Source organism: Streptomyces sp. NPDC059851, assembly GCF_042732005.1.
Lineage (GTDB): Bacteria > Actinomycetota > Actinomycetes > Streptomycetales > Streptomycetaceae > Streptomyces.
Window position 1 is genome coordinate 56,007 of sequence record NZ_JBHWJJ010000026.1, and the last position, 22,792, is coordinate 78,798.

The 22,792-nt window shown below is 70.2% G+C and carries 14 protein-coding genes; 7 read left to right on the forward strand and 7 right to left on the reverse strand.

Annotated features, from left to right (window positions below):
• Nucleotides 1-76: 76 nt before the first annotated feature.
• A complete protein-coding gene (locus tag ACFV7Q_RS12310; RefSeq protein WP_385427246.1) occupies nt 77-595 on the reverse strand; it encodes a carboxymuconolactone decarboxylase family protein in 519 nt (172 codons plus the stop codon).
• Between the two features lie 170 nt (nt 596-765).
• Here ACFV7Q_RS12310 and ACFV7Q_RS12315 point away from each other — a divergent pair, with 170 nt between their 5' ends.
• From ACFV7Q_RS12315 to ACFV7Q_RS12325, 3 genes are all read left to right on the forward strand, one after another.
• The gene (locus tag ACFV7Q_RS12315) at nt 766-1,653 is read left to right on the forward strand and encodes a DUF2268 domain-containing protein (protein WP_385427248.1); all 888 of its coding nucleotides are present in this window, start codon (nt 766-768) and stop codon (nt 1,651-1,653) included.
• Between the two features lie 319 nt (nt 1,654-1,972).
• Nucleotides 1,973-2,569: a TetR/AcrR family transcriptional regulator gene (locus tag ACFV7Q_RS12320; RefSeq protein ID WP_385427251.1), complete on the forward strand. Its 597-nt coding sequence runs from the start codon at nt 1,973-1,975 to the stop codon at nt 2,567-2,569.
• A 6-nt stretch (nt 2,570-2,575) separates the two neighbouring features.
• Nucleotides 2,576-3,502, forward strand: a complete 927-nt coding sequence (locus ACFV7Q_RS12325) for an SDR family oxidoreductase (RefSeq protein WP_385427252.1) — start codon at nt 2,576-2,578, stop codon at nt 3,500-3,502.
• A 57-nt stretch (nt 3,503-3,559) separates the two neighbouring features.
• Here ACFV7Q_RS12325 and ACFV7Q_RS12330 read toward each other — a convergent pair whose 3' ends face one another.
• Nucleotides 3,560-3,838 (reverse strand): hypothetical protein, encoded by a 279-nt coding sequence (locus ACFV7Q_RS12330; protein ID WP_385427255.1) that lies wholly within the window; start codon nt 3,836-3,838, stop codon nt 3,560-3,562.
• 401 nt (nt 3,839-4,239) lie between these two features.
• Here ACFV7Q_RS12330 and ACFV7Q_RS12335 point away from each other — a divergent pair, with 401 nt between their 5' ends.
• Both ACFV7Q_RS12335 and ACFV7Q_RS12340 read left to right on the forward strand, forming a co-directional pair.
• Complete coding sequence (locus ACFV7Q_RS12335; protein WP_385427258.1) at nt 4,240-4,614, forward strand: VOC family protein; 375 nt, start codon at nt 4,240-4,242, stop codon at nt 4,612-4,614.
• Nucleotides 4,611-5,456: a thioesterase II family protein gene (locus ACFV7Q_RS12340; RefSeq protein WP_385427261.1), complete on the forward strand. Its 846-nt coding sequence runs from the start codon at nt 4,611-4,613 to the stop codon at nt 5,454-5,456. Before ACFV7Q_RS12335 ends, ACFV7Q_RS12340 begins: the two co-directional genes overlap by 4 nt.
• A gap of 305 nt (nt 5,457-5,761) precedes the next feature.
• Here ACFV7Q_RS12340 and ACFV7Q_RS12345 read toward each other — a convergent pair whose 3' ends face one another.
• The 4 genes from ACFV7Q_RS12345 to ACFV7Q_RS12360 all read right to left on the reverse strand — a co-directional run bounded on the left by ACFV7Q_RS12345 (nt 5,762) and on the right by ACFV7Q_RS12360 (nt 12,715).
• On the reverse strand, nt 5,762-6,007 hold the full coding sequence (locus ACFV7Q_RS12345) for a hypothetical protein (RefSeq protein WP_385427263.1): 246 nt from the start codon (nt 6,005-6,007) through the stop codon (nt 5,762-5,764).
• A complete protein-coding gene (locus tag ACFV7Q_RS12350; RefSeq protein WP_385427266.1) occupies nt 6,004-6,726 on the reverse strand; it encodes a TNT domain-containing protein in 723 nt (240 codons plus the stop codon). Before ACFV7Q_RS12350 ends, ACFV7Q_RS12345 begins: the two co-directional genes overlap by 4 nt.
• Before the next feature lie 238 nt (nt 6,727-6,964).
• Nucleotides 6,965-7,930 (reverse strand): CPBP family intramembrane glutamic endopeptidase, encoded by a 966-nt coding sequence (locus ACFV7Q_RS12355; RefSeq protein WP_385427267.1) that lies wholly within the window; start codon nt 7,928-7,930, stop codon nt 6,965-6,967.
• A 696-nt stretch (nt 7,931-8,626) separates the two neighbouring features.
• Complete coding sequence (locus ACFV7Q_RS12360; protein WP_385427270.1) at nt 8,627-12,715, reverse strand: ricin-type beta-trefoil lectin domain protein; 4,089 nt, start codon at nt 12,713-12,715, stop codon at nt 8,627-8,629.
• 4,102 nt (nt 12,716-16,817) lie between these two features.
• Between ACFV7Q_RS12360 and ACFV7Q_RS12365 the strand changes: the two genes are divergently transcribed.
• Complete coding sequence (locus ACFV7Q_RS12365; RefSeq protein WP_385427278.1) at nt 16,818-20,579, forward strand: polymorphic toxin-type HINT domain-containing protein; 3,762 nt, start codon at nt 16,818-16,820, stop codon at nt 20,577-20,579.
• A 173-nt stretch (nt 20,580-20,752) separates the two neighbouring features.
• Nucleotides 20,753-21,139: a hypothetical protein gene (locus ACFV7Q_RS12370; protein WP_385427273.1), complete on the forward strand. Its 387-nt coding sequence runs from the start codon at nt 20,753-20,755 to the stop codon at nt 21,137-21,139.
• A 58-nt stretch (nt 21,140-21,197) separates the two neighbouring features.
• Here the strand turns inward: ACFV7Q_RS12370 and ACFV7Q_RS12375 are convergent, their stop codons facing one another.
• Nucleotides 21,198-22,466 carry a tyrosine-type recombinase/integrase gene (locus tag ACFV7Q_RS12375; protein ID WP_385427276.1) on the reverse strand — a complete coding sequence of 423 codons (1,269 nt, stop codon included), beginning with the start codon at nt 22,464-22,466 and terminating at the stop codon, nt 21,198-21,200.
• Nucleotides 22,467-22,792: the final 326 nt, after the last annotated feature.

The following is a 22,792-nucleotide window of genomic DNA, read 5'->3' on the forward strand; positions in this document are numbered from 1 at the left end:
GAGTGGCGCCGGAAGTCGGGCCGGAGCCGGGGCACCGCGCCGTGCCCCGTCCGCCGTGCCGGACCGTGGGTCGCGGTCAGGTCCACTGCTCGGACGGCTTCACGCCCGGCAGCGGCTTGCCGATCACGGCCAGCGGGATGAAGAAGCCGACCTGGCCGATCGCGATCGCCAGCGTCGTGAGCGCCTTGTCGTCGTAGTGCTCCGCCACCCGGGCGTACAGCTCGTCGGACACCCGCTCGCCGTGCGGGGAGGGCCGGAGCACCGCTTCCACCAGGGCCAGGGCGGCGGCCTCGGCCCCGGTGAAGTACGGGGCGTCCTGCCAGGACGCGACGGCCGTGATCCGCTCCTCGGACACGCCGTCCTTGCGGAGGCTCTCGCTGTGCATGACGGTCAGGTACGTGTTGCCGACTATCTGGCCGGCCCGCAGCTGCACCAGGTCGACGGTGGTCTTCGGCACCGAGCCGTTGCCGGTGGCCTTGAACAGCGCGGCCGACACGGGGCCGAGCTCGGGGACGAGCCTCGCGGGGTTGGGCAGGCGCGAGCCCTTGGTGTTGGTGCGGACGGTGTTCTGGGCGGTGTTCGGCTGAGCGGTCATCGTGGTGGTCCCTTTAGGTCCGTTGCGTTGCCTTCACTGCACTGACGGACCGCGGCGCGGGGATGTGACAGCCCGCCGGAGATTTTTTCAGGCCGTGGGGCGGGCCGCCCTGCCTCGCTCGCCTGCGCGGCTGGACCCTCCGGTACGGGGAGGCCCTACGGTTCCGAGCCATGAAGATCGTTGTTCATGACACGGCGTCCGCCATGCTCGAACTCCTGCAACGCCCCTTGGGGGAGCGGCCCGACGCCCTGCGAGAGATGCTCGGCCCGCTACAGGACGTCATGTCCGTGATGGGCGACCTGGACATGGTCCAGATGCACCGGACGGGCAGTGGGTTCCGGACCGACGTCGAGGACCCGCGCTACCTGCCGGCCGTGAGGCAGATGCGGGAAGCGAACGTGTGGGACCGGATCGAGAGCTGCCTCACCTCGGCGTGGGAGCGCCTGAGCGGAGCGGCGCCCGGGCTCAGGACCGCCGAGACCGTGCACGTCGTGCTGGTGCTCGGCAACCCCGACGACGACCTCCTGACGGTCCGCAGCGCCGGCTACTTCGGCATGGGCGGCATCCCGGGAGCGATCCAGCTGACGATGTGGCCCACGGGGACCAGCCTCGCGAAGATCGGCTACGCCGCCGCGCACGAGCTCCACCACAACGTGCGCTACGCCAATGTGGTCTGGGATCCGGCGGCGGTCACGGTCGGCGAGCAGGTCGTGGCCGAAGGTCTGGCCGAGGCCTTCGTACGCGAGCTGGCGGGCGAAGGGGCCATGGGCCCCTGGTCAACTGCGCTGACCGGCACGGAACTCGACACCGCCTACGAGAAGGTCACGGCGGGGATCGACGTGACGGGCATGCACAACCTGCCCGCGTACGTGTACGGCGACGCCACCGCCCAGCGCATGGGGCAGCGACCCGTCGGCCTGCCCGACTCCGCCGGATACGCGGTCGGCCTGCGGATCGTGGACGCCCACCTCGCCGCGAGCGGCCTGACCGCCGCACAGAGCACTGCGTTGCCGGCCCGAGACGTCCTCGCGAACGCTGGTGTGCCGACGAGGGGGTGACCGTGCTCCCCCGCCCCGGCCGGCAACCGCCGGCCGTGGGGCACCGGGCGGCTCGGCTCCGACGGTCTCACTGTCGGCCGAGCGGCGGCACTAGCAGGGGTCAGCGTGAAGACGCTCCACCACCGGGGCCACGATCGGCCTCGTGCGCCCGAGCGGTCGTACCCGGGCCGGGGTACCGGCGCCCCGGACACCGACGCGCGCAGCCACCTGCGTCAGACAGCGATCCCAACTGGTGGAGCGCGCATTGCCGTCGGCCCCAGGATCCCGTTTAATGAATGAACGGGCATTTATTAACAGGAGAAGCTGGAGGCGGGCAGGCATGGCACGTCCCCGTGGGGTCGAGGACGCGGTGATCCTCCGCGCGGCCGCCCAGGTCATGGGCCGGGTGGGCCCCGTCGGGTTCACCCTGGCCGCCGTGGCGGACGAGGTCGGACTGGTTGCGGGCACCCTCGTACAGCGCTTCGGTTCCAAGCGCGGACTGCTGCTCGCACTCGCCGAACTGTCCGCGCGCGATGCGGACGCCCTGCCCGCCCGCGTACGCCCGGCGCACACCACGGCGCTCGACGCCCTCGAAGCGCTGCTGGTCGAGCTCACGGACCAGGTGGCCACCCCCGAATCCTTCGCCCACCACCTGGCCTTCCTCTGCACCGACCTCACGGACCCGGAGTTCCGCCGCCACGCGCTCGTCGTCCACGACGCCCAGCGGCGCGCCGTCGAGACCCTGCTCGTCGAGGCCGTGGCCGCGGGTGAACTCCGCCCAGGTACGAACACCGGCGCCCTCGCCGACACCGTCCAGGCCGTCACCGCCGGCACGGGCCTGGTCTGGGCCCTCGACCGCCGGGACGCCCTCGCGATCCGGCTGCGCCGCGAGCTGGCCGCCGTACTCACCGCCCACCGCAACCCACCGGAGGCATGAATGAGGATGACGCACGACACCCCCACGACCGCCCCGCTCCGGGGGAAGGTGGCCCTCGTCGCAGGCGGCACCCGCGGCGGTGGGCGCGGCATAGCCGTCGAGCTCGGCGCCGCCGGAGCGACGGTGTACGTCACCGGCCGCAGCAGCCGCGGCGCCGCCGGGCGCTCCGAACTGGACCGCCCGGAGACCGTCGAGGAGACCGCAGAGCGGGTCACCGCCGCCGGCGGCCTCGGCATCCCGGTCCGCGTCGACCACAGCAGCCCCGACGAGGTCCGCGCCCTCATCGCCCGCATCGACGCCGAACAGGACGGACGGCTCGACGTCCTCGTCAACTGCGTCTGGGGAGGCGACCCGCTGACCGACTGGGAGCACCCGCTGTGGGAGCAGGACCTCGACCGCGGCCTGCGGCTGCTGCGCCAGGCAGTGGAGACCCATGTGATCACCAGCCGGTTCGCGCTCCCACTGATGGTGGCGCGGGGGAGCGGCCTGGTCGTCGAGGTCACCGACGGCAACACCGCCCGCTACCGCGGCTCCTTCTTCTACGACCTGGCCAAGTCGGCGGTGATCCGCCTCGCCTTCGCGCAAGCCGCCGAACTGCGCGAGCACGGCGTCGCCGCCGTGGCCGTCACCCCGGGCTTCCTGCGCTCGGAGGCCGTGCTGGACCACTTCGGCGTCACCGAAGCCACTTGGCGCGAAGCCGTGGCCGAAGACCCGAACTTCGCGCACTCCGAGAGCCCCGCCTACCTGGGCCGCGCGGTCGCCGCCCTCGCCGCCGACCCCGGTGTCATGGCCAAGTCCGGTCGCGCACTGGCGACCTGGTCCCTGTACGGGGAGTACGGCTTCACCGACGCCGACGGCACCCAACCCGACTTCGCCGCCCACTGGGCGACCACCCTGGAACCCACCCTGGGCCCCCTCGGAGACCCCCTGTAACCCCGCCCGGCCTTTTCGTCCCGCGCTGTTCGCCCTGTCCGCCGGGCCCGGGCGGGCTCACAGCACGTACGTGAACTCGTCGTTCGGACTGGTGGGCGACGTGGCGACGCCGACCGTCACGGTGACGTCCACCGTCTTCCCGTCGTCGTCCGAGTCCGACTCGTCGAGCAGCCGTGGCGGTGGCGTCGCCTCGATCCGGGTCGAGGACTTGACCTCCACGGAGCGAGCTGGATCGTGCTTGAACCGCACGGCCGCGGGCGATGCGAAGCCGGAGCCTTCGATGACGACGCGATCGTGGTCCGTCCCCTCGTTCGGGACGACCGCGCTGACCACCACCGGCGCGGGTCCGTCGTAGGCGAACTGCCCCAGCGGGACGGCGGGCGACGTACCGAGCAGGTTGGTGACGCGGACATCGACGATGCCGATCCCCCCGGGGCACGACCGCCCTGATCCACCGGCCGGCCAGGTCGACGACGTAGTCCCCGTACCGCACCCGTGTCCCGGCTGGGGTCGTGTTGACCGGACTCATCCTCGTGCGCGGCGCCGCCGCCCGCGGCCCCGAGGCTCCCCGGAACGGTGGGCTTCAGGTTCCTGGCCCAGTGCCGGGGGCCGCATCCGGGCCGCTGATCACCACCCCGGGCGTGGGGTGCGGCAGAGACCAGCGCATCCTGAGTACCTGACGCCCCGACAACCTGCCGGGGTGTCAAACAGCCATTGGTCGCACAGGGAGAGCCACGTTGTACCCGAGCATCCGCACGATCACCTTCGACTGCACCGGCGACCCGTACGACCTCGGGCTGTTCTGGAGCCGCGTGCTGGGCCGCCCGCTGGCCGACGACGACAAGCCCGGCGACCCGGAGGCGATCATCAAGGATCCGGCCGGCGGCCCCACGATGCTGTTCGTCCGCGTCCCGGAGGGCAAGACCGCGAAGAACCGCATCCACCTCGACCTGCAGCCGGCGGGCCGCACGCGGGACGAGGAGGTGCAGCGGATCCGGGACCTGGGGGCGCGGGTGATCACGGACCAGACCCGTCCGGACGGTGGCGGCTGGGTGGTGCTCGCCGACCCCGAGGGCAACGAGTTCTGCGTCGAGCGCGGGGAGCTGGGATGACGAGCGGCGGCACACAGCGCTGGCTGAAGCGGTTCGTCAGCGGCAGAAGCGGTAGCGGTAGTGGTAGCGGTAGCGGGTTCGGGGCCGCCGCCGGCGCGGCGCCGCACCCGGCCCGCACCCGCATCGTCTGCCTCCCGCATGCGGGCGGCGCCGCCACCGCCTACCAGGGCTGGGCCCGCCACCTCCCCGGCGACACCGAGCTGCTGGCCGTGCAGTACCCCGGCCGTCAGGACCGCATGGCGGAGCCCTGCATCGAGTCGATGGCGGAGCTGGCCGACGCGGTCTGCACCGCCCTGACCGCGCTCCCGCCGCTACCCACCGCCCTCTTCGGGCACAGCATGGGGTCACTGGTGGCCTACGAGACCGTGGTCCGGATGGAACGGCGCGCTCCGGAGTCGCTGCCGGTCCACCTGTTCGTCTCCGGATCCGGTGCGCCCCACCGCGTCCGCACGGACCTGCCCGCCCTGGACGACGAGTCGCTGATCGCCTACACCCGCCGGCAGAACGCCGTCGACGTCGCCGCCGACCAGGACCCCTACGCCATTCCCGAACTGAGGGAACTGCTGCTGCCCTCCCTGCGCGCGGACTTCACCCTGCTGACCGGGTACCGGCCGGCCGTGCCGCCCGCCGCCGTGCCCGTCCCGGTCACTGCGCTCGGCGGTGACCAGGACGCCGGCTGCCCGGTCGGCGCCCTGCCCACCTGGGCGGACCTCACCACCACGGGCTTCGCCTCCCGCGTCTTCCCCGGAGGGCACTTCTACCTCCAGGGACGCGCTGGGGCCGTGGCATCCCTGGTCGCCTCGGCATTCACCGCCGACGCGACGCCGCGGCAGACGACGTAGCGCCATCCGCCACCGCCGGCCGTGCTGATGCCGGCCCCTGCCCCTGCCCGCACCGGCGCTAGGAGTCGTTGCACACGTGGTCGTGTGTGTCAGGCCGCGAGCAGTTCATGCAGGCGCTCGGCTGGGGTGATCTCCCCTGCTCGGGGCGGGGCCGGCGGGCGTCGGCGCCAGCCTGGGTGGCGTGCGGGCGGCCCCGGCCGCTCTTCTTGCAAACCCTCAAGCCGGCCGTTGCGTTGAAGTCCACCGCACCCCCCTGAGCTGGTGCGTTGCGACGACCACGAGAACCGAAGAGCCCGGGCGGGGGCTCAGCCGCCGAGCAGGAGGCGGCGCAGGTGCGCGCAGGCTTCACCCTCCGTGGCGTGGACGGCGACCGGCTCGAACGCGCCGCGCTGGTACACGCCGGTCTCCCAGCCGCCCCCCTCCGGCCGGGTCCGCAGGTAGACGAAGTCGGGCGGAGTCGGCGCCGGTTCGTGCACCCCCTCGATCCAGTAGTGCCCGGCCGGCACCCCGGCCTCCAGGAGCGCCCGTTCGAGCCTCCGGCGTTCGCTCACGACGCCGCCGGCACCAGGTAGCCGTGGTCGAGCAGCCACTTGACGTTCAGCCGCTGCCCCGGCCCGGGGTTCAGGAAGGCCGGATCCAGCTTGACCTGCCGGCCGCCGCCCGGTTGCTCGAACCAGGGGGCGACGGCCCCCTTCCACACCGTGAACGGCTTGGCCACCTCGTACACGTGGTAATCGCAGGGGAAGGCCGCATCACGGGTGTTGAGGTTCTGCGGCGGCAGGGCGCGCTTGGCGTACGGATCCCCGGCAGGGGCGAGGTACGAGCCGTACTCGGACCCGAAGCGGTCCAGGCGCTCGCCGGGCTCCAGCACCTCGGGAGCCTTGTCGACGGTGCCGTTGACCTCGGCGAAACCGTCGTTCGGCGGGTACTTCCAGCTGCCCGTGGCGGCCGGGCCCTCCCAGTACTTCTTCAGGAACTCGGCGGACGTCAGTTTCCCGGTGCGCTGGTAGTGCCCCAGCAGCGGCCCGACCGGCTGCTGCCAACGCTTCGGCAGGTGCTGCGGGCCGAGCCGCCCGTCGCCCTCGAACTCCCCGGTGCACGGTGCTGGGGGGCCGACCGCCGGCGTGACCGCCGGCGCGACCGCGGCGGCGGACGCGGGGGCGGCCTGGGCGGGGGCGGCCTGGGCGGGCGCTGCGGATGCGAGGGCGACGCCGACGCCCAACGCGGCCAGAACGGCACGGATCCTCAGCTCGGTACGGGAGCGCTCCACGCGGATCTCCTTGACGCGGTCGAATTGACCTGCGACACCGTAGGCGATCTCTGACGCTCCGTTACGGCCGCCCGGCGCGATCCGGCCACCTCACGACGGCCCGGCACGACGGCCCGGCACGACGGCCCGGCACGGCACACGGCACGACGGCACACGGCACGACGGCACACGGCACGATGGCACGGCACGGCGGCCCGCCACGGCGGCCCGCCACGGCGGCCCGACGGGCACTACCGCCTCAGACCGCCCGCGGCCCCGGGGCCGGTACGGACACCGGTACCGCGCCCGGTACAGCGGTCGGGGCCGAGACCGGGGAGAGGCCGCGGGCGTCGGCCAGCCGGGCCACCACCAGGCAGTACACCGGCGCGAACACCAGCTCCACGACCAGCGCCTGCCACGGCGCGTCCGCGGCCGTCCCCGCGTCCGCCAGCTGCCCGAGGGCCAGGGCGGCCATGAACGAGAACACGTTGTTGGCGGTGTGCATGGCGATCACGGCCTCCAGCCCGCCCGTACGGATCACCAGCCACCCCCACCACAGCGACGAGTAGAAGAGCAGGAAGAAGCCGCTCCAGGCCCCGAAGCCGTGGGCGAGGGCGAACAGCACCGAGGCGACGGCCACCCCCGGCCACGGCGAACGCACGAACCCGCCGAAGAACTGCGGGAGCCAGCCCCGGAAGACGAACTCCTCCGCCCCGGCTTGGAACGGGACCACCACCGCGATGAGTGCCAGGCCGAGCAGCAGCTTCCCGGGCTCCGGGGCGTTCCCCTCGAAGACCGAACCGCCCTCCGCGAGCCATTCCCACAGCGTCAGTACGCCCATCTGCAGGGCCATGACGGGAAACGCGACGGCGGCACACAGCCCGAGCCACTTCCACCGCACACGGCCGGCCACGGACGCCAGCGTCCCCGCCGGGCGGGAGCCGCACCAGCGCACGGCCAGCATCACCACGGGTATGCCGATCGCCAGTACGAGGAGCCCGAGCACGGTGTCCGCCAGCGGATCCGCGAACAGCCGTTCTTCACCGTCGGAGGCGAGCTCGGCTCCGAGGGCGGCTCCGACCGCCATGCCCACCCCGGTCACCACGACCAACCCGACGCCGAGCAGGCCGACCACCGCACACAGTTCACCGAGCCGCCGCCACCAGCCCTGCCGGCCGTTGCGCGCCTGCTCGTGGTACCGCGACCCGGCCGGAGCAGCGACCACCCGGGACACCGCCCCACTGCCGTACGCGGCAGCCCACTCCTGCGGGCCGGGCCACGCCTGCGCCCCGGCGACCCCCTGCCCGTAAGGCGACGGCCCCTGCCCGTAAGGCGACGGCCCCTGCCCGGACGGCGCAGGCCCCTGCCCGGACGGCGCCGGCCCCTGCCCGTGAGGCGACGGCTGCGGTGCGGCCCACGGCTGCGACGCGGGCGGGTACGGACCGGGGTGTGCGGCGTACGGGGACCCCCCTGTGCGCTCTTCGTCAGGCTGCTGCCCCCGCTGCTCCGCGGTCCCGCCCGCCCCCGATATCTCCGCCACCCGAAGCACCTTCCTCTCCACACGCCACGGCTACGAATCCACGGCCCGTAGCCGCCCCGGCACCCTAATCGATCGCCGAACCCCGACGACCGCTCCCGGCCGGAGGCCCCTTCGGGAAACGCGTCCGGTGGTTCTGCGTCAGCCATCGAACCGAACGACCAGCCGAACGCCCGCGTCCCCGTGCAGACCGGCAAGGGTGCGCATGACCGCCCGGACGGCCCCCCAGCCGGTGTCGTCCACGGCTTGCTTCCGTTCTCCGTCGCGGAGCCGCGGGCGATCGGTTTCTGCGGCGCTGGAGCCGCCGTCAGCGGCGGCACGGAAAAGCCGCAGCGGCCGCTCCCCCCGGTGCCCGAGGAAGCAGCCGCTGCGTTCGGGAGGTGTTTACGGGACGGGCACGGGCAGCGGGGCCGTGTTCAGGGTGGGGATGGTCCACCGCTGGGCGGGGCTGGTGTTGCAGTCGTACAACCAGAGCTGGTGCCCGGGGGTGGTGTCGAAGTTGCCCACGTCTAGGCAGCGGCCGGAGGCCGGGTTGTGGACGCTGCCGTCGGACCGGGGCAGGAACTGCTGGCCGGGGGTGCTGCTGTCGCAGGTCCGGAGTTCGATGGGCGTGGTGTTCGCGGTGCCTGCGTTGACGGCGTTGAGGCACATGCCGTGGGTGCGGATGGTCCCGTCGCCCCGGACCTGGAACTTCTGGGCGTCGGTGCCGTTGCAGGGAGCGAGCTGGATCGTGTTTCCGTCCTCGGCCCGGTCGTGGTCGTTGTCGACGCAGTTGCCGGCTGATGCCGTCAGGGAGATGGGGCTGGTGGCGTCCGGTGCGGTCGGGGCGGCGGCGTACGGATAGACGGTGAAGTTGCTGATGCTCCCCTGCTTGAGGGGGTCCTGGGCGACTCCGTCGGCCTTGAAGCGGCCGAGCACGAGCGGACCGCTGGGCGCAGGGCTCGTGGCGGCCCGGTGGTGGCCGCTGGCGGCGAGGACGCCGTTGACGTAGAGGCTCATGCGGCCGGTGCCGGCGTCGTAGACGGCGGTCAGCCGGGTCCAGGCGTCGGGCGTGAACCGGGCCGCGCCGTTGGTGGCGTAGGTGTAGTCGAAGGGCCAGCCGTCGGCGTCGGCCGATGCCAGGGCGAACTGCCAGCGGGCGGAATTACGGTCGGGGTAGAGGATGAAGCTGCTGGCACGGTTGCCGTCCTGGCTCGCGATGACACCGCCGTCGGCGTCGGCCTTGGCCCAGGTGCTGATGGTGAAGCTCTTGCGGGTGTCGACCGCAGGGCGGCCGGCGGTGAGCGTGGCGGGCGACTGCTTGCCATCGAAGGCCGCGTACGGGGTGGAGCGGCCGCCGATGGGCTCGGCCGCTGCGATCTTGACGTTGCCCGCCGCCGTGGCGTGGTTGCTGCCGACCGCGTCGGGGCTGGTGGTGCCGTTCTGACCGGACAGTTTCCATTGCGCGACCGGCATGTTGAGGCTGCCCATGAGAATCGTTGACGTGTCGATCCCCGTGACGGTCGGGTGCGGGACGGTGGTCCCGTTCGGGGCGGTACCGAGTCCCTTGAACGCGACGATCTGCTGGTCCGAGCCGACTGCCCAAAGATCGGGGACGCCGTCCCCCGTGAGGTCACCACCAGAGCCGGCGCGCGGGTAGCGGAGCGGGTCGACCGTGCCGCCGATCGTGCCCGAGGCCGGGTCCGTGAAGGCGGTGAGGTCGGGTGCCTGTGCCGTGCCCTTGACGGGCAGGGCGTGCAGGGTGCCGTCCGTCTTCGAACGGGCCCACAGCGTCGGCAGGTCCGTGCCCCGGGCACGGCCGGGGGTGATCAGCTCGTACCCGTCCCAACGCGTGTCGTTGGCGGAGAGCAGCACCGCTCGCGGGGCGAGCTTGTTCGTCGTACCCGCAGTGGCGAGCCAGAGCCGCCCGCTTTCCACGAACAGCAGAGAGGTGCGCCCCAGCGCCCCGTCCTGGGCTGTTTCGCCCGAGAGGGATCCGAAGGCCGCGATCTGCGTTGCTTTGGACCAGTCGCCGCCGTACCCGTGGGTCGTGCAGTCGACAGCCGCTCCGGTCGGGGTGGTGCAGCTGCCGGGCTTGTCGAGGAGGACCGGTGCCGTGCCGTCCAGGCGGCCGCCGGTCGTGCTGTTGCGGTAGACGTAGAGGTTGGCGTGGCCGGGCTGGTGGGCGAAGAGGTCGTCGACGTTCTGGTCGCCGAGGCTGCCACGGTGCGTGGTCTGGATTCCGTGCCAGCCGTTCCACCCGGGAGCCAACTGGGGGCGGGCGCTCGGCGCGCCGGCCGGGTCGGCGTCGGCACCGATCACCCGCAGCGCGCCCGAGCTGTCGGGCAGGACGATGTCGGGCTTCCGGTCACCCGTGATGTCACCGAAGATCGGGGCCGGGCCGTTCGGGTTGGACGGGACGTAGAAGCCGTAGGCGACGGGGTGGGACAGGTTGCCGGCGTTGTCCTGGGTCTGGACGTAAAGGAAGTTCGTGCCCCACTGGGTCGGGGTGAGCTTGATCGTCGCCTTGCCGCCGGTGAGTTCGGCGATGTTTGTGTCGGTGTCGGTGCACTTCCAGTTGACGGCAGCGGCCTTGACGGGGTCGGTGGTCCAGCGGGCGCAGGCCAGGCCCGAGCTGCGGCCGCCGCCTGGCGGGGCGGGGTCGGTGCCGCCGAGGGTGAAGGTGCCCTCCTCACCGACGTGCTTGGGGTGCGCGTCGATGGTGCCGGAGGCGGGGAAGTCGGTGGAGGTGACGGCAGCGGTGGGCGGGGTGCGGTCGACGCGCAGGAAGCACCACTCCGTGGCCGCGCTGGTGAGGGTGCCGTCCGTGGTGCGGGCGGCCCAGCCGTACTGGTGGCCGTCGATCAGCGTGCCGACGTCCACGGTGGCGTCGCCGTAGTCGCTGTTCCAGCCGGTCTGGGCGTACTGCGTCGTGCCGGTGTCGTCGTCCCAGTACTGGAAGGTCGTCTGGAGCTGCCGCTTGGTGGCCGAGTACGTGGCGGTGGTGAGGGTGACGTTGTGGTTGGCGCCGACCCAGCCCGGGTCGTCCCAGGGATTCGTGGAACCGGGCGTGCGGCAGTCGGCGTAAGAGGCTGAACTCGTGAAGCCGGGGGCGGGTCGGGTCCGGGGCCACCACACGGTGGGCGTGATGTCGTACTCGACGGTGATGTGCGGGGTGTTTTCGTAGCGCTGCCGGTATTCCTTGTTGTACTCGTCGTCCGGCGCGAGGCCGACCGTGATCGTGGGCCACTGGGACCGGACCGCGTTCTTCACCAGGTCCGTGACGTTGAAGTCGATCTGGCCGGTGCCCGACATGTCGGTGTGCCCGACCTTGCTGCAGCCCTGCATCGTGGAGCGGGTGCCGCAGGGCTGACGGTTCCAGCTGGTCGGGTTGCCGATGGCGTTGGTCGAGTACAGCCCCATCGGCGTGGCCGTCTTCGGGCTGGAGGAGGAGATCACGGTCGCAGAGAACGTCGCGCCGATGACCTCGGTGTTGTACAGGCGGGAGTCGACGCCGATCTGGAAGTAGGCGCGGGTACGGCCGATACCGGTACAGGGCGGATTGCCGATGTTGTAGCCGCAGTAGCCGGTGGCCGGCTTGTCCTGGCCGTGCTCGGTGCCGTTGAACTCGTTCGTGTCCGGGTAGGCCTCCTGGACCTGCGCCCAAGCCTGGTTGCCGTTGTCGATCGTAGGGTTCCAGCCCGGGTCGATGTACCAGGGCCCGGTTCCCTTGTTCAACAGCTCGGCATCAGGGACCAGTTCGATGCCGTTGGCATCCGTGGTCGTCCTGACCGGCTTCACGGCTGCGCCCGCCCCCGGGCCGTCCGCGCTGGACGGAGCGGGAGGTTCTTCGGAGGCGCGCGATGCCTGTGGGGCGTCCGCGCCGGCCGACTTGCTCAGACGCCGGTCCGAGCCGGCGGCGGCCGGGGCGGATGCGGTGCCGGAGGAGTCCCACATGAACGAGGTCGGGCTGGTGAAGCGGGTTCGGCCGCTGGTGTCCTTGACCTCCAGGTTGCCCGCGGGGTCGCTGCTGACGGCCAGCCCGTCGGCCTCGATGTCGAGCCGGAGCCTGCGGACGGCGGGGTTGGCGGCGGCTTGCGCGGTACGCACGATCAGGACCTGGCTCCAGCCACCTTGCAGGTCGGCGGTCAGCCGCAGGTCCACGTCCGGCAGCACGTTCCGGTAGAGGGCGCTGTCGCCGATGAGGGTGGGCTTGGGCAGCGTGAACGGGGCCTTGAAGGCCACCTTCTTGCCGTCGGCGGTCGTCATCGCGGCCATGGGGCCCGCACCGCCGCCGGAGAAGCTGAGCTTCGAGGAGACGGCAGCGGGGACGACCGTGCCGTCCGCAGCGGTGTGGAGGGTCGCGTCGAGCGTGCGCCACTTCCCGTCCTGGCTCTTGACGCGCTCCGGTACGGCACTGGTGTCGGTGGTGAGCGTGCCGCTCGGATTGGCGAAGGTCTGCCTGTCCGCGGTGGTCAACTCGACGATCGCCACCCGCTTGCCGCTGCTCCTGGCCTCGGCGAGGGCCTTGGTGACGGCTGTCTCCTGCGCGCTCGGGGCCGGCTTGGGCGGTGGAGCAGGCCACGTGCTCTGTCCCGGCCCGTGACCGCGGGGGCTGTCGTCCGCCGCGGCGGGCGGAGCCGCGATCAGGCCCGCGCCGAGTGACAGGACGGCTGCCCCGGCGACGGGAAGCAGGGCGATGCGCAGAACACCTTGCCTGCGGCCTGGCGGCTTTGGTTTCTGCGGAGTTCGCGGAATCCGTGGTTCAAGGAACGACGGCCTCACGTGCATTGCCCCCTGAGCTGTGAGACGGACAGAAGTCAGCCGCACTTTCCCTTCACGACTGCAACCGTGTCAACGATCTTTGTGCTTTGCCCGTGCAGTTTGAGTGGAGAGTTCCCTGTATGCCCAAGGAGTGACATGGGTCACTTAGTGGGAATGTGAAACTCCGCTGCCAAATCGAACGCCCGCTCCGTAGGGTGCTTTTCCTCTGGGATACGTCTGCCTGGAGTTCATGTCTTCTGTGTCCTGTGGGGGGATCCGCTTGTCTCGTAGACGTGCGTTCTTCGCGCGCTCGCGCCCCGGGCGCTCACGTGTCGCGGTCGTGGCCGCGGCCGCGGTACTCATCTCCGGCTTGGGCCTTCCCGTGGTCGAGGCGGCGGAGAAGCCGCCTGAAGTGTGGGTTCCGCCGAATACGCCACTGCCGGATGCGAAACCGGTCAAAGGTTCTGACGCGAAGCGTGCGGCCAAGTCTTCGCCATCTGGCCGAAAATGGGTTCCGGATTCGAACAGCAAGCTCCCCTCCGGAGTGTCGAAAGTCTCCCTTGATTCCAAGGGTCGTGCCCGGGGGGTTTCAGGGGAGGGGGCAGTTCAAGCGGGCAAACTCCCCGTCTGGATTACATCTGTAAATGGCGCGAACCATTCGGCCGCCTTTTCCAGCCAGGTGATGGGGGGATCGGCGGTCGATTCCGGCCAGGACCCGACCATCCACGTCGAGGTGAAGGATCCGGCCAAGGCCCGCGCGGCCGGCGTCAACGGCGCGCTCGTCGCCCTCAGCAGTGCCCCGGGAACCGCTCCGACGGGCAAGGTCGAAGTCGGTCTCGACATCTCGACGTGGGCCAAGGCCGCCGGCGCCAACTGGGCCGACCGCGCGGCACTGGTGCAGCTGCCCACCTGCGCCCTGACCACCCCCGGTGCGCCCGGTTGCAACACCCGCACACCCTTGAACTCGCGCCGCGACGCCTCCGGGCGGCTGGTCGCCCAGGTCGACGTGCCCGGGACTCCTACGGCTTCGGCCCATGCCAAGGGTCGGGCCAGCGGCGCCAAGTCAGCACCCGTGGCCCCACAGGTGCTAGCCCCCCAGGACATCGCCATCGCCGTCGAGGCGGGCCCGCGGGGCGCCAGCGGTGACTACACCGCCACCCCGCTACAGCCGTCCGCCTCCTGGCAGGCCGGCGCCAACGCCGCGAACTTCACCTACGGCTACACCGTCGAGGTACCCAACGGCATCGCCGGCGCCGGACCGAGCATCTCCCTCGGCTACGACTCGTCCTCCGTCGACGGGCGTACGGCGTCGACGAACGCGCAGGCGGGCCCGATCGGCGAGGGCTGGGACTGGAGCCCCGGCTCCATCTCCCGCTCGTACAAGCAGTGCAAGGACGCCGGCATCAAGGAGTCCGGCGACGAGTGCTGGGCCGGAGACATCCTGTCCCTGAACCTCGCCGGCCACTCCGGGCAGATCGTCCGCGACGACGCCACCTGCGTCTACCGCCTGCAGAACGACGACGGCACGAAGGTCGAGCGGCTCACCGGCCAGCGCAACTCCGCCTGGAAGGGCGAAGCCTTCAAGGTCACCACGACCGACGGCACCCAGTACTACTTCGGCTCCAACCGCCTCCCCGGCGGTGACGGCACCGACCCCGAGGCCAAGTCGGTCTCGACCGTGCCGGTCTACTTCAACAGTGGCCAGGACAAGTGCCTCGGCGCCGACGCCCCGGCGAACGGCACCTGGCAGCAGCTCGGCTGGCAGTGGAACCTCGACTACGTCGTGGACCCGCACCAGAACCTGACCAGCTACCGATACGAGCAGGAGGACAACCACTACGGCCGCGGCGGCGGCCAGAACAACGGCAACGGCACCCCGACCCGCTACCAGCGCGGCAGCTACCCGACCTGGATCGGCTACGGCCAGCGCCTGCCCGAGCAGATCGCGGCCAAGGGCGCGGCCGAGCCCGCCGCCCAGATCCTGTTCGAGACCGCGGAGCGCTGCTTCGCCGCGGGCGCCATCACCTGCGACCCTGCCCAGCGCACCAAGGCCAACACGAAGGCCTGGGCCGACACCCCTGTCGACCAGGAGTGCGCAGCCACCGGACAGTGCCTGAACCTGTCGCCGACCTACTTCACCACCAAGCGCCTCACGAAGATCCACACGGAGGTCCTGGCGGGCACCGGCTACCGCCGGGTCGACTCCTACGTCCTCCACCAGTCCTTCCAGGACCCTGGTGATGGCTCGTCGCCGACCCTCTGGCTGGACTCGATCGAGCGCCGGGCCTCCAACGGCAAGAAGGAACAGAAGCTGCCGCCGGTGATGTTCGAGCCGCTGCAGATTCCCAACCGCGTCGACGGGGTGGTCAAGCGCCCGGACGGCACGGAAGCCTCGGCGCCGCGCTACAACCGGCCGCGCATCCAGAAGATCACCACCGAGACCGGCGGCCTGATCAACGTCGTGTACAAGGCTCCCGAATGCTCCCGCGTCAAGGGCACCATGCCGTCGTCCGAGGACGGCAACACGATGGCCTGCATGCCGGTCAAGTGGTACCTGCCGAAGCAGTCCTACGAAGACCCGGTCCACGACTGGTTCCACAAGGTCGTCGTCCAGTCGGTCACCCAGCAGGACATGGTCGCCGGCCAGGTCACCACCGTGACCGACTACGAGTACGGCGGCGGCATCGCCTGGCACCGCAACGACTCCGAGTTCGCCGACCCCAAGTCCCGTACCTGGGACCAGTTCCGCGGCTACGCCACGGTCACCACCCGCACGGGCAACGGCAACGCCGCCGAGGCGCCGCGGACCAAGACCGTGACCACGTACCTGCGCGGCATGGACGGCGACGCCCTCGCCGGCGGCGGCAAGCGCAGCGTCACCCTCACCGACGCCCACGGGGGCACCATCAAGGACGAGGAGGCACTGTCAGGACGGGTCCTCCAGACCGAGACCTACGACCGCGACGGCGGTTCCGTCGTGGCCGACGAGGTCACCACGCCGTTGCTCGGCAAGAACGTCACGGCCACCCGGGCCCAGTCCGGCGGCATGCCCGCCATCACCGCCCGCGCCCAGAACACGGCCAAGGTCACGAGCCGGGCCAAGCTGGCCGACGGCACCTGGCGCACCAGCGAGCGCACCTCCGAGTACGACGACACGCTCCTGTCACGCCCGGTCCGGGTCGACGACAAGCAGGACCTGGCCCGCCCGGAGCAACGCCTGTGCACCGAGTTCGAGTACGCGGCCGGCCCCGGAGGCGCACCGACCGAGCTGGTCTCCCGCACCCTCGTCCTCACGGGCGCCTGCGGCCAGACCCCGACCACCGCGAACACGGTCGGCGACACCCTCACCTACTTCGACGGCCAGCCCGCCAAGCAGGCCGGCGCGACCGGAGATCAGACGGGCGTCGCGGTCCTGGAGAAGTACGACGACGCGGGCAAGCCGGTCTACCGGCTCAACTCCACCTCCACGTACGACGCGTACGGCCGTGTCACCAGCAACACCAACAAGGTCCGCAAGGATGCCGCCCACCCCGACGGCGCGGTGACGACGACCGAGTACAAGCCGGCCACCGGCGGCCTGCCGACCGCGGTCACCCACACCAACCCGATGGGCTGGAAGACGACCACGACCCTCGACCCCGGCCGCTCGCTCCCGCTGAAGACCACGGACGAGAACAAGCACGTCGCCGAACGCCAGTACGACGCCTTCGGTCGTGTCACGGACATCTGGCAGCCCGGCCAGGAACGGGCGAACGGCGCATTGCCCGTACGCAAGTACTCGTACGCGATGAACGGCACCAACGCGCCGTCCAGCGTCCTGAGCCGAGCGCTCATGAACGACAAGTCGTACACGTCCAGCTACACCATCTACGACGGCCTGGGCCGCATCCGCCAGACACAGGCGAACCCGGTCTCCGGCACTACCGGACGACTGATCACGGATGCGCTCTTCGACTCGCACGGCTGGCAGGTGAAGACCAGCGCCGCCTACTACAACGACGAGGCAGGCCCGTCCGGGGCGCTGTTCCTGCCCAACGGCGGTGTCAACCCGGACAGCAAGCTGCCCGCGCAGACCATCACCGTCTTCGACGGGCTGGGACGGGCCACGGCGTCCGTCCTGCAGTCGTACGGTGTGGAGCAGTGGCGGTCGCGGACGGAGTACCCGGGCGCTGACGAGACCCGCACGATCCCGCCGAACGGTGGATACGCGACGGCGACCGTCGCCAACGGCACCACGTCGTTCCTGCGCCAGTACAAGTCGAGCACGCCCACCGGCCCGTACGACGAGACGACGTACGAGCGCAACGCGCAGGGCAAGGAGCTCCGGCGCAAGGACGCCGCGGGCAACGAGTGGACCTTCGCCTACGACCTCCTCGGCCGGGTGGTGAAGACCTCCGACCCTGACTCGGGCACCAGCACCACGGTCTACGACGACAGCAAGAACCTCACCACCGTCACCGACGGCAGGGGCAAGAGCGCCACCACCCTCGTCGACCTCCTCGGTCGCACCGTGGCCACGTACGAGGGCAAGGCCGTCGACCCGGCCAAACAGGTGGGCGGCTTCACCTACGACACCAAGGCCCTGGGCAAGCCCTCCACGAGCACCCGCTACGTCGGCGGGGCCGCCGGCAGCGCCTACGTCTCGGAAGTCATCGGGTACGACGCCGGCTACCGCCCGCTCGGTACGAGGACCACGATCCCCGCGGTCGAGAAGGGGCTTGCGGGCACCTACGAGTCCAAGAACACCTACGACTCCTACGGGCAGCTGGCGACCACGGCCCTGCCGGCCGTCCCGGAGGCAGGTCTGTCGGCGGAGACGTTGACGTTCTCCATCGACACGGCGGGCAACCTCGTCTCCTTCGACGGCACCATCGGCACGACCCGGTCCCCGTACGTCGTGGACCTGCAGCGCGACCCCTACGGCCAGGTCGTCCGCACCACGGTCGGCAAGGCCGGCAAGCAGATCGTCTCCACGCTCGACTACGACATCGCGACCGGCCGCCCCCTCCGCTCCACGCTCGACAAGCAGACCGCGGTGACCGCGAGCGTCGACGTGGTCGACTACACCTACAACCAGGTCGGGCAGCTGACCTCGATCGGCAACACACAGGACGGCGCCCAGCGCGACCTGCAGTGCTTCACGCACGACTACCTCGGCCGACTGACCCAGGCCTGGACCGACACCGGCACCCAGACCACGGCCCCGCAGCCGAGCGTCCGCGGTATCGGCGGCTGCGCCAACGCCAACGGCCCGGCGGTGGACGCCGCGGGCAAGCCCAGCGTGGGCGGCCCCGCACCGTACTGGCAGCAGTACGAGTACGACCTGATCGGCAACCGCAAGAAGCTGGTCCGCAAGGACGTCACGGGCAACGCGGCCAAGGACACGACGGTCACCCAGACCTTCGGCGGCCGCCAGAACACCCCCTCCACCGACCCGAAGACGGGCGGCGGCACGGGTGGCCCGCACGCCCTGATGACCTCGACCGAAACCGGCCCGGGCGGCACCAAGGTCACGTCCTACACGTACGACGCGGGCGGCAACACCGCCTCCGTCACCGACACGCCCGGTACCCGGACGCTGACCTGGAACGACCAGGGCAAGCTCGACAAGATCACCGGAACCGGCGAGAAGGGCAACACCAGCTACCTCTACGACACGGGCGGCAACCAGCTCATCCGCCGAGACCCGGACAGCACCACCCTCAACCTGGGCACCGACCAGATCACCCTCAACACCACCACCGGCAAGATCACCAACGTCCGCACCTACGCGGCCCCCGGCGGCCTGTCCGTCACCCGCACCACCAAGGGCGGCGAGTCCGAACTCACCTACCAGAGCTCCGACCACCACGGCACGGGCGGTGTCCAGTTCAAGGCCACCGACCTCGCCCACGTCCGTCGCGCCTCCGACCCCTTCGGCAACGACCGCGGCACTCCGCCGGCCCCGGACACCTGGGCCGGCGACAAGGGCTTCGTGGGCGGCACCAAGGAGAAGTCCACCGGCTTCACCCTGCTCGGCGCCCGCGAGTACGACCCGACGACGGGCCGCTTCATCAGCCCCGACCCGATCATCGACCCCGGCGACCCCCAGCAATGGAACGCCTACGCGTACTCCAACAACAATCCTGTCAACTCATCAGACCCCACCGGGCTCAAGAACGCGTGTGACAACCCGACAGAGTGCGCCAACAACAAGGCCCGTGGCCTGGACAAGCCCTTCATCTACAGCGGCGGCAGCAGCGGTTCTGACGACGGTGAGACCAGGCTGCGAAATGCCCACAACAAGCTCAACAAGGCCAAGCAGCGGCGGGACCACCTCATCCACGAGGTCGTCAACCTCATAGGCGACCTGATCGGCTACAACGACGCCCGCGACTGCTTCACCAAGGGCGACGTCATGGCGTGCATCAACACGGCCTTGGGTGCCGTCCCGTGGGGCAAAGTGGCGAAGGCCATCAAGGTCGGCATCAAAGCCTTCAAGATCTACAAGGAGCTGAACAAGGCCTACGACGCCGTCCACGCAGCGGAACGCGAGGTCACGGACGCGGCCTCCGCCATGACCCGGGCCAAGACGGCGGCCAAGGAGGCCCGCGACGCCGAAGCCAAGGCAGCCCAGTCGGCATCGGAGAAAGCCGGCAAGGAATCGGCCACCGACAACGCGGGAACGGAATCCAAAGCCACACGCGAGACAGCGGACGCGGAGGCCGGCTCCGGCTCGGCCGAATCCCACAGCAGCGGGGGCGCGGAGTCGAGCGCCGGAACGTCATGCAAGGTCAAGCGCAACAGCTTCCCGACCGGCACCCGGGTCCAGATGGCCGACGGCTCCACCAAGGAGATTCAGGACGTCCGCGTCGGCGACACCGTCCTCGCCACTGACCCCCAGACGGGCGAGACCCGTCCCCAGCAGGTCACGGCCACCATCACCACCCCCGACGACAAGGAGTTCACGGACCTCACCCTCACCGACGATTCCAACCCCCGGGCCCCGCCGGCCGACCTCACCTCCACGTTCCACCACCCGCACTGGAACGAGACCCGCCGCCAGTGGGTTGACGCGGGCGAATTCAACCCGGGTGAGCAACTCCGCCGCCCCGATGGCACCACCCTCACAGTCAAGGCCAAGCGCAACTACCCCTACGCAGTAACCACTCACAACCTCACGGTCAACGACTTCCACACGTACTATGTGCTGGCGGGCAAGACTCCGGTACTCGTTCACAACTGTCCCGCAGGTGGGGTCAGTGGTGGCCGGCTGGCGCAAGAAGCCGGGGATTCCTACGAAGTGAATCTCGTCCAGCAGCTTGGCGGCGGGGGCGGCTTCAAGGAAGGTAAGCGCCAGTTTGATGGTGCATTTATCGACACTGTCACGGGCCGCGGTACTTGGTACGAAGCGAAGTCTGGAAGGTTCTGGGAAGACACGCTGGCAAACCCTAAGCGCCTAGAGAAGTTTAAGGGCGTAGAGGGTGAGAAGATCGCAATAGCGCGGGAGCGTGGAATTGATTATCGGATCATCTCGGAGAATCCGATTCCGGCGCCCATCACGACCTGGCTCGATAAGAAGGGGATCCCGTGGCAGGTAATGCCGAGGTCATGACGGTAATGTAGTGGTTCAGGATCGGGGCTCCACCGTTCCGACTGTGGGTTGAAGCTTCAGGATCGAAGCCTTTGTCCTGGTCAACGCCGCCCCCTTCCATACGGTTGCGCCCCCCTTCCTCAGCTACACGTGGGGAAGGGGGGCGCTCGGTTGCTAGCGAGATAGGAACTACAGTGGGGTTGTGCCTGTTTCCAGATGATGGAGAAGTCGACGGGCCGGATGCGTGTTTTTCTTACGGGAGTTTCGCCCAGTTCCGCAGACGGCTTGCGCTAGCTGAAGGATTTCAGTTGGGAGATATGAGCGGGTTTGGCGGCCACGTGGCGTGGAATGACGTCACCACTGTCCTTGAGCCCCTGCTCAATCACCCGGATGATCACGGAAGATCACTGACATCGCAAGAATGTCGGGAAATTTTGCCACGACTTGAGGACGTTTTGAGCGTGTGGTTGTCGAGTGGATCACACGACTCCGACATGAAGGAAGACATCAGCAATGCTCGCGATCTGATCACTGTGCTCAAGGTCTGCGTTCAAAAGAATGTCGAGCTCTGCTTCATGTGAATTCAGGCCCCCCCACAGACCTTACAGAAGGGCAGTGACGGCAACGCTGACGGCAACGTCAGCGGACGACGGCTGCGGCGGGTAGGTCGCCAGGGTTGTCCTCGGTCGGGCTGAGTGCGCTGCCGAGGGTGTCGATGGCTTGGCGCTGGAGGCGGAGCCGGACGTGGGCGTAGACGCCGGCGGTGACGCCGATGTGGGCGTGGCCGAGGAGTTCCTTGATGACGACGAGGTCGACGCCTTGTTCTAGGAGCAGGGTGGCGGTCGAGTGGCGGAGGTCGTGGAAGCGGATGCGTCGGAGGCCGGCCCAATCGAGGAAGCTGCGGAAGCGGCGGGTGAGGTTGGCCGGGTCGAGAGGTCGGCCGGTGGGCGTGGTGAAGACGAGGCCGCTGTCTTGCCAGGCTGACTCTGCGGTCTTGCGCTCCATGTCCTGGTGCTGCTTGTGCTCCTTGAGGGAGTGGATGCATTCGGTCGGGAGCGCGATACGGCGTTCGGATGCCCGGGTCTTGGTGGGCAGGTGGGTGAGACCGCCGGTGCGGGTGCGCTGGAGCGAGCGCCGGATGCTGGCGGTTCCACTGATGAGGTCGAGGTCTTCCCACTGGAGGCCGAGGAGTTCGCCTTTGCGGAGGCCAGTGCGCAGGGCGAGTTCGTACAGCGGGTGGAGCCTGTCGGCGCGGGCGGCGTCGAGGAACTGCCGGGCCTCGGCCGAAGTGAGCGGCCGGAAGCGTCTGGGCCGGGGCGCAGCGGTCTTGACGTTCCGGGCGACGTTGCGGGGCAGCTCGTCTTCCCGGACGGCGTGCTCCAGCGCCGATTTGAGGACCGAGTGCACGTACATCACAGTCGAAGGAGACAACTGCTTCTGGCAGCACTCGCCGATGGCGCAGCATGCCTTCCGTTCAGTGTCGAGCCCTTGGGCGCAGCACTGGCAGGTGATGCGGAGCCGGTCCAGGAACGTGCGTACGTCCTTCGCGGTCAGTCGTGCGATCTTCTTGGTGCCGAGGCCGGGCATGAGGTGGAGACGGATGCAGGTGGCGTAGCGGGTGTGAGTGTTCTCGCGGAGCCCGTGCACGGCGACGCCGTTCAGCCAGTAGGTCAGGTAGTCACCGAGGGTGCTGTCTGCGGTGGCGACGGGGAGGCCGCGGTTGCTGTCGGCGATCTTCTCGGCGAGTTTGTCGGCCGCCTCTCTCCGCGTGCTGCCATAGACGCGGACGCGTTTGCGGGTGCCGTCGGCGGCGAGGACGTAGCTGGCGGCTTCCCAGCGGCCGTCCTGGCGCTGGTAGATGGTTCCTTCGCCGTTGGCGCGGGCCTTTTTGTGCTTGGGCGCGGTCATCGGGCGGCCTCTTCAAGGCGACCCGCTGACGCGGGTCGCGCGCGGCACGGCCGCCCACCCGGCCCGCTCTCGGCTCCGCCACCGCGGGCCGGCCAGCGACCAGGCCGCGCAGAAAACAGCGCAGCGTTACGCCGGAAGCGAGGAGAAGCCGGACGCGCCCGCCCGGCGAGCGTCAGGCCGACGGCGAGGCGACGGCGGGCAGTTGGCCGGGGGCAGGCCCGGAGGTGGGGGCGGTCGGCTCCGTGGGCTTTACCCACCTCCCCGGGCCGGGGCCCGCGTCGGGCAAGGCCAGGGGGCCACTCGTTCAAATTCCGGGCAGGATCACG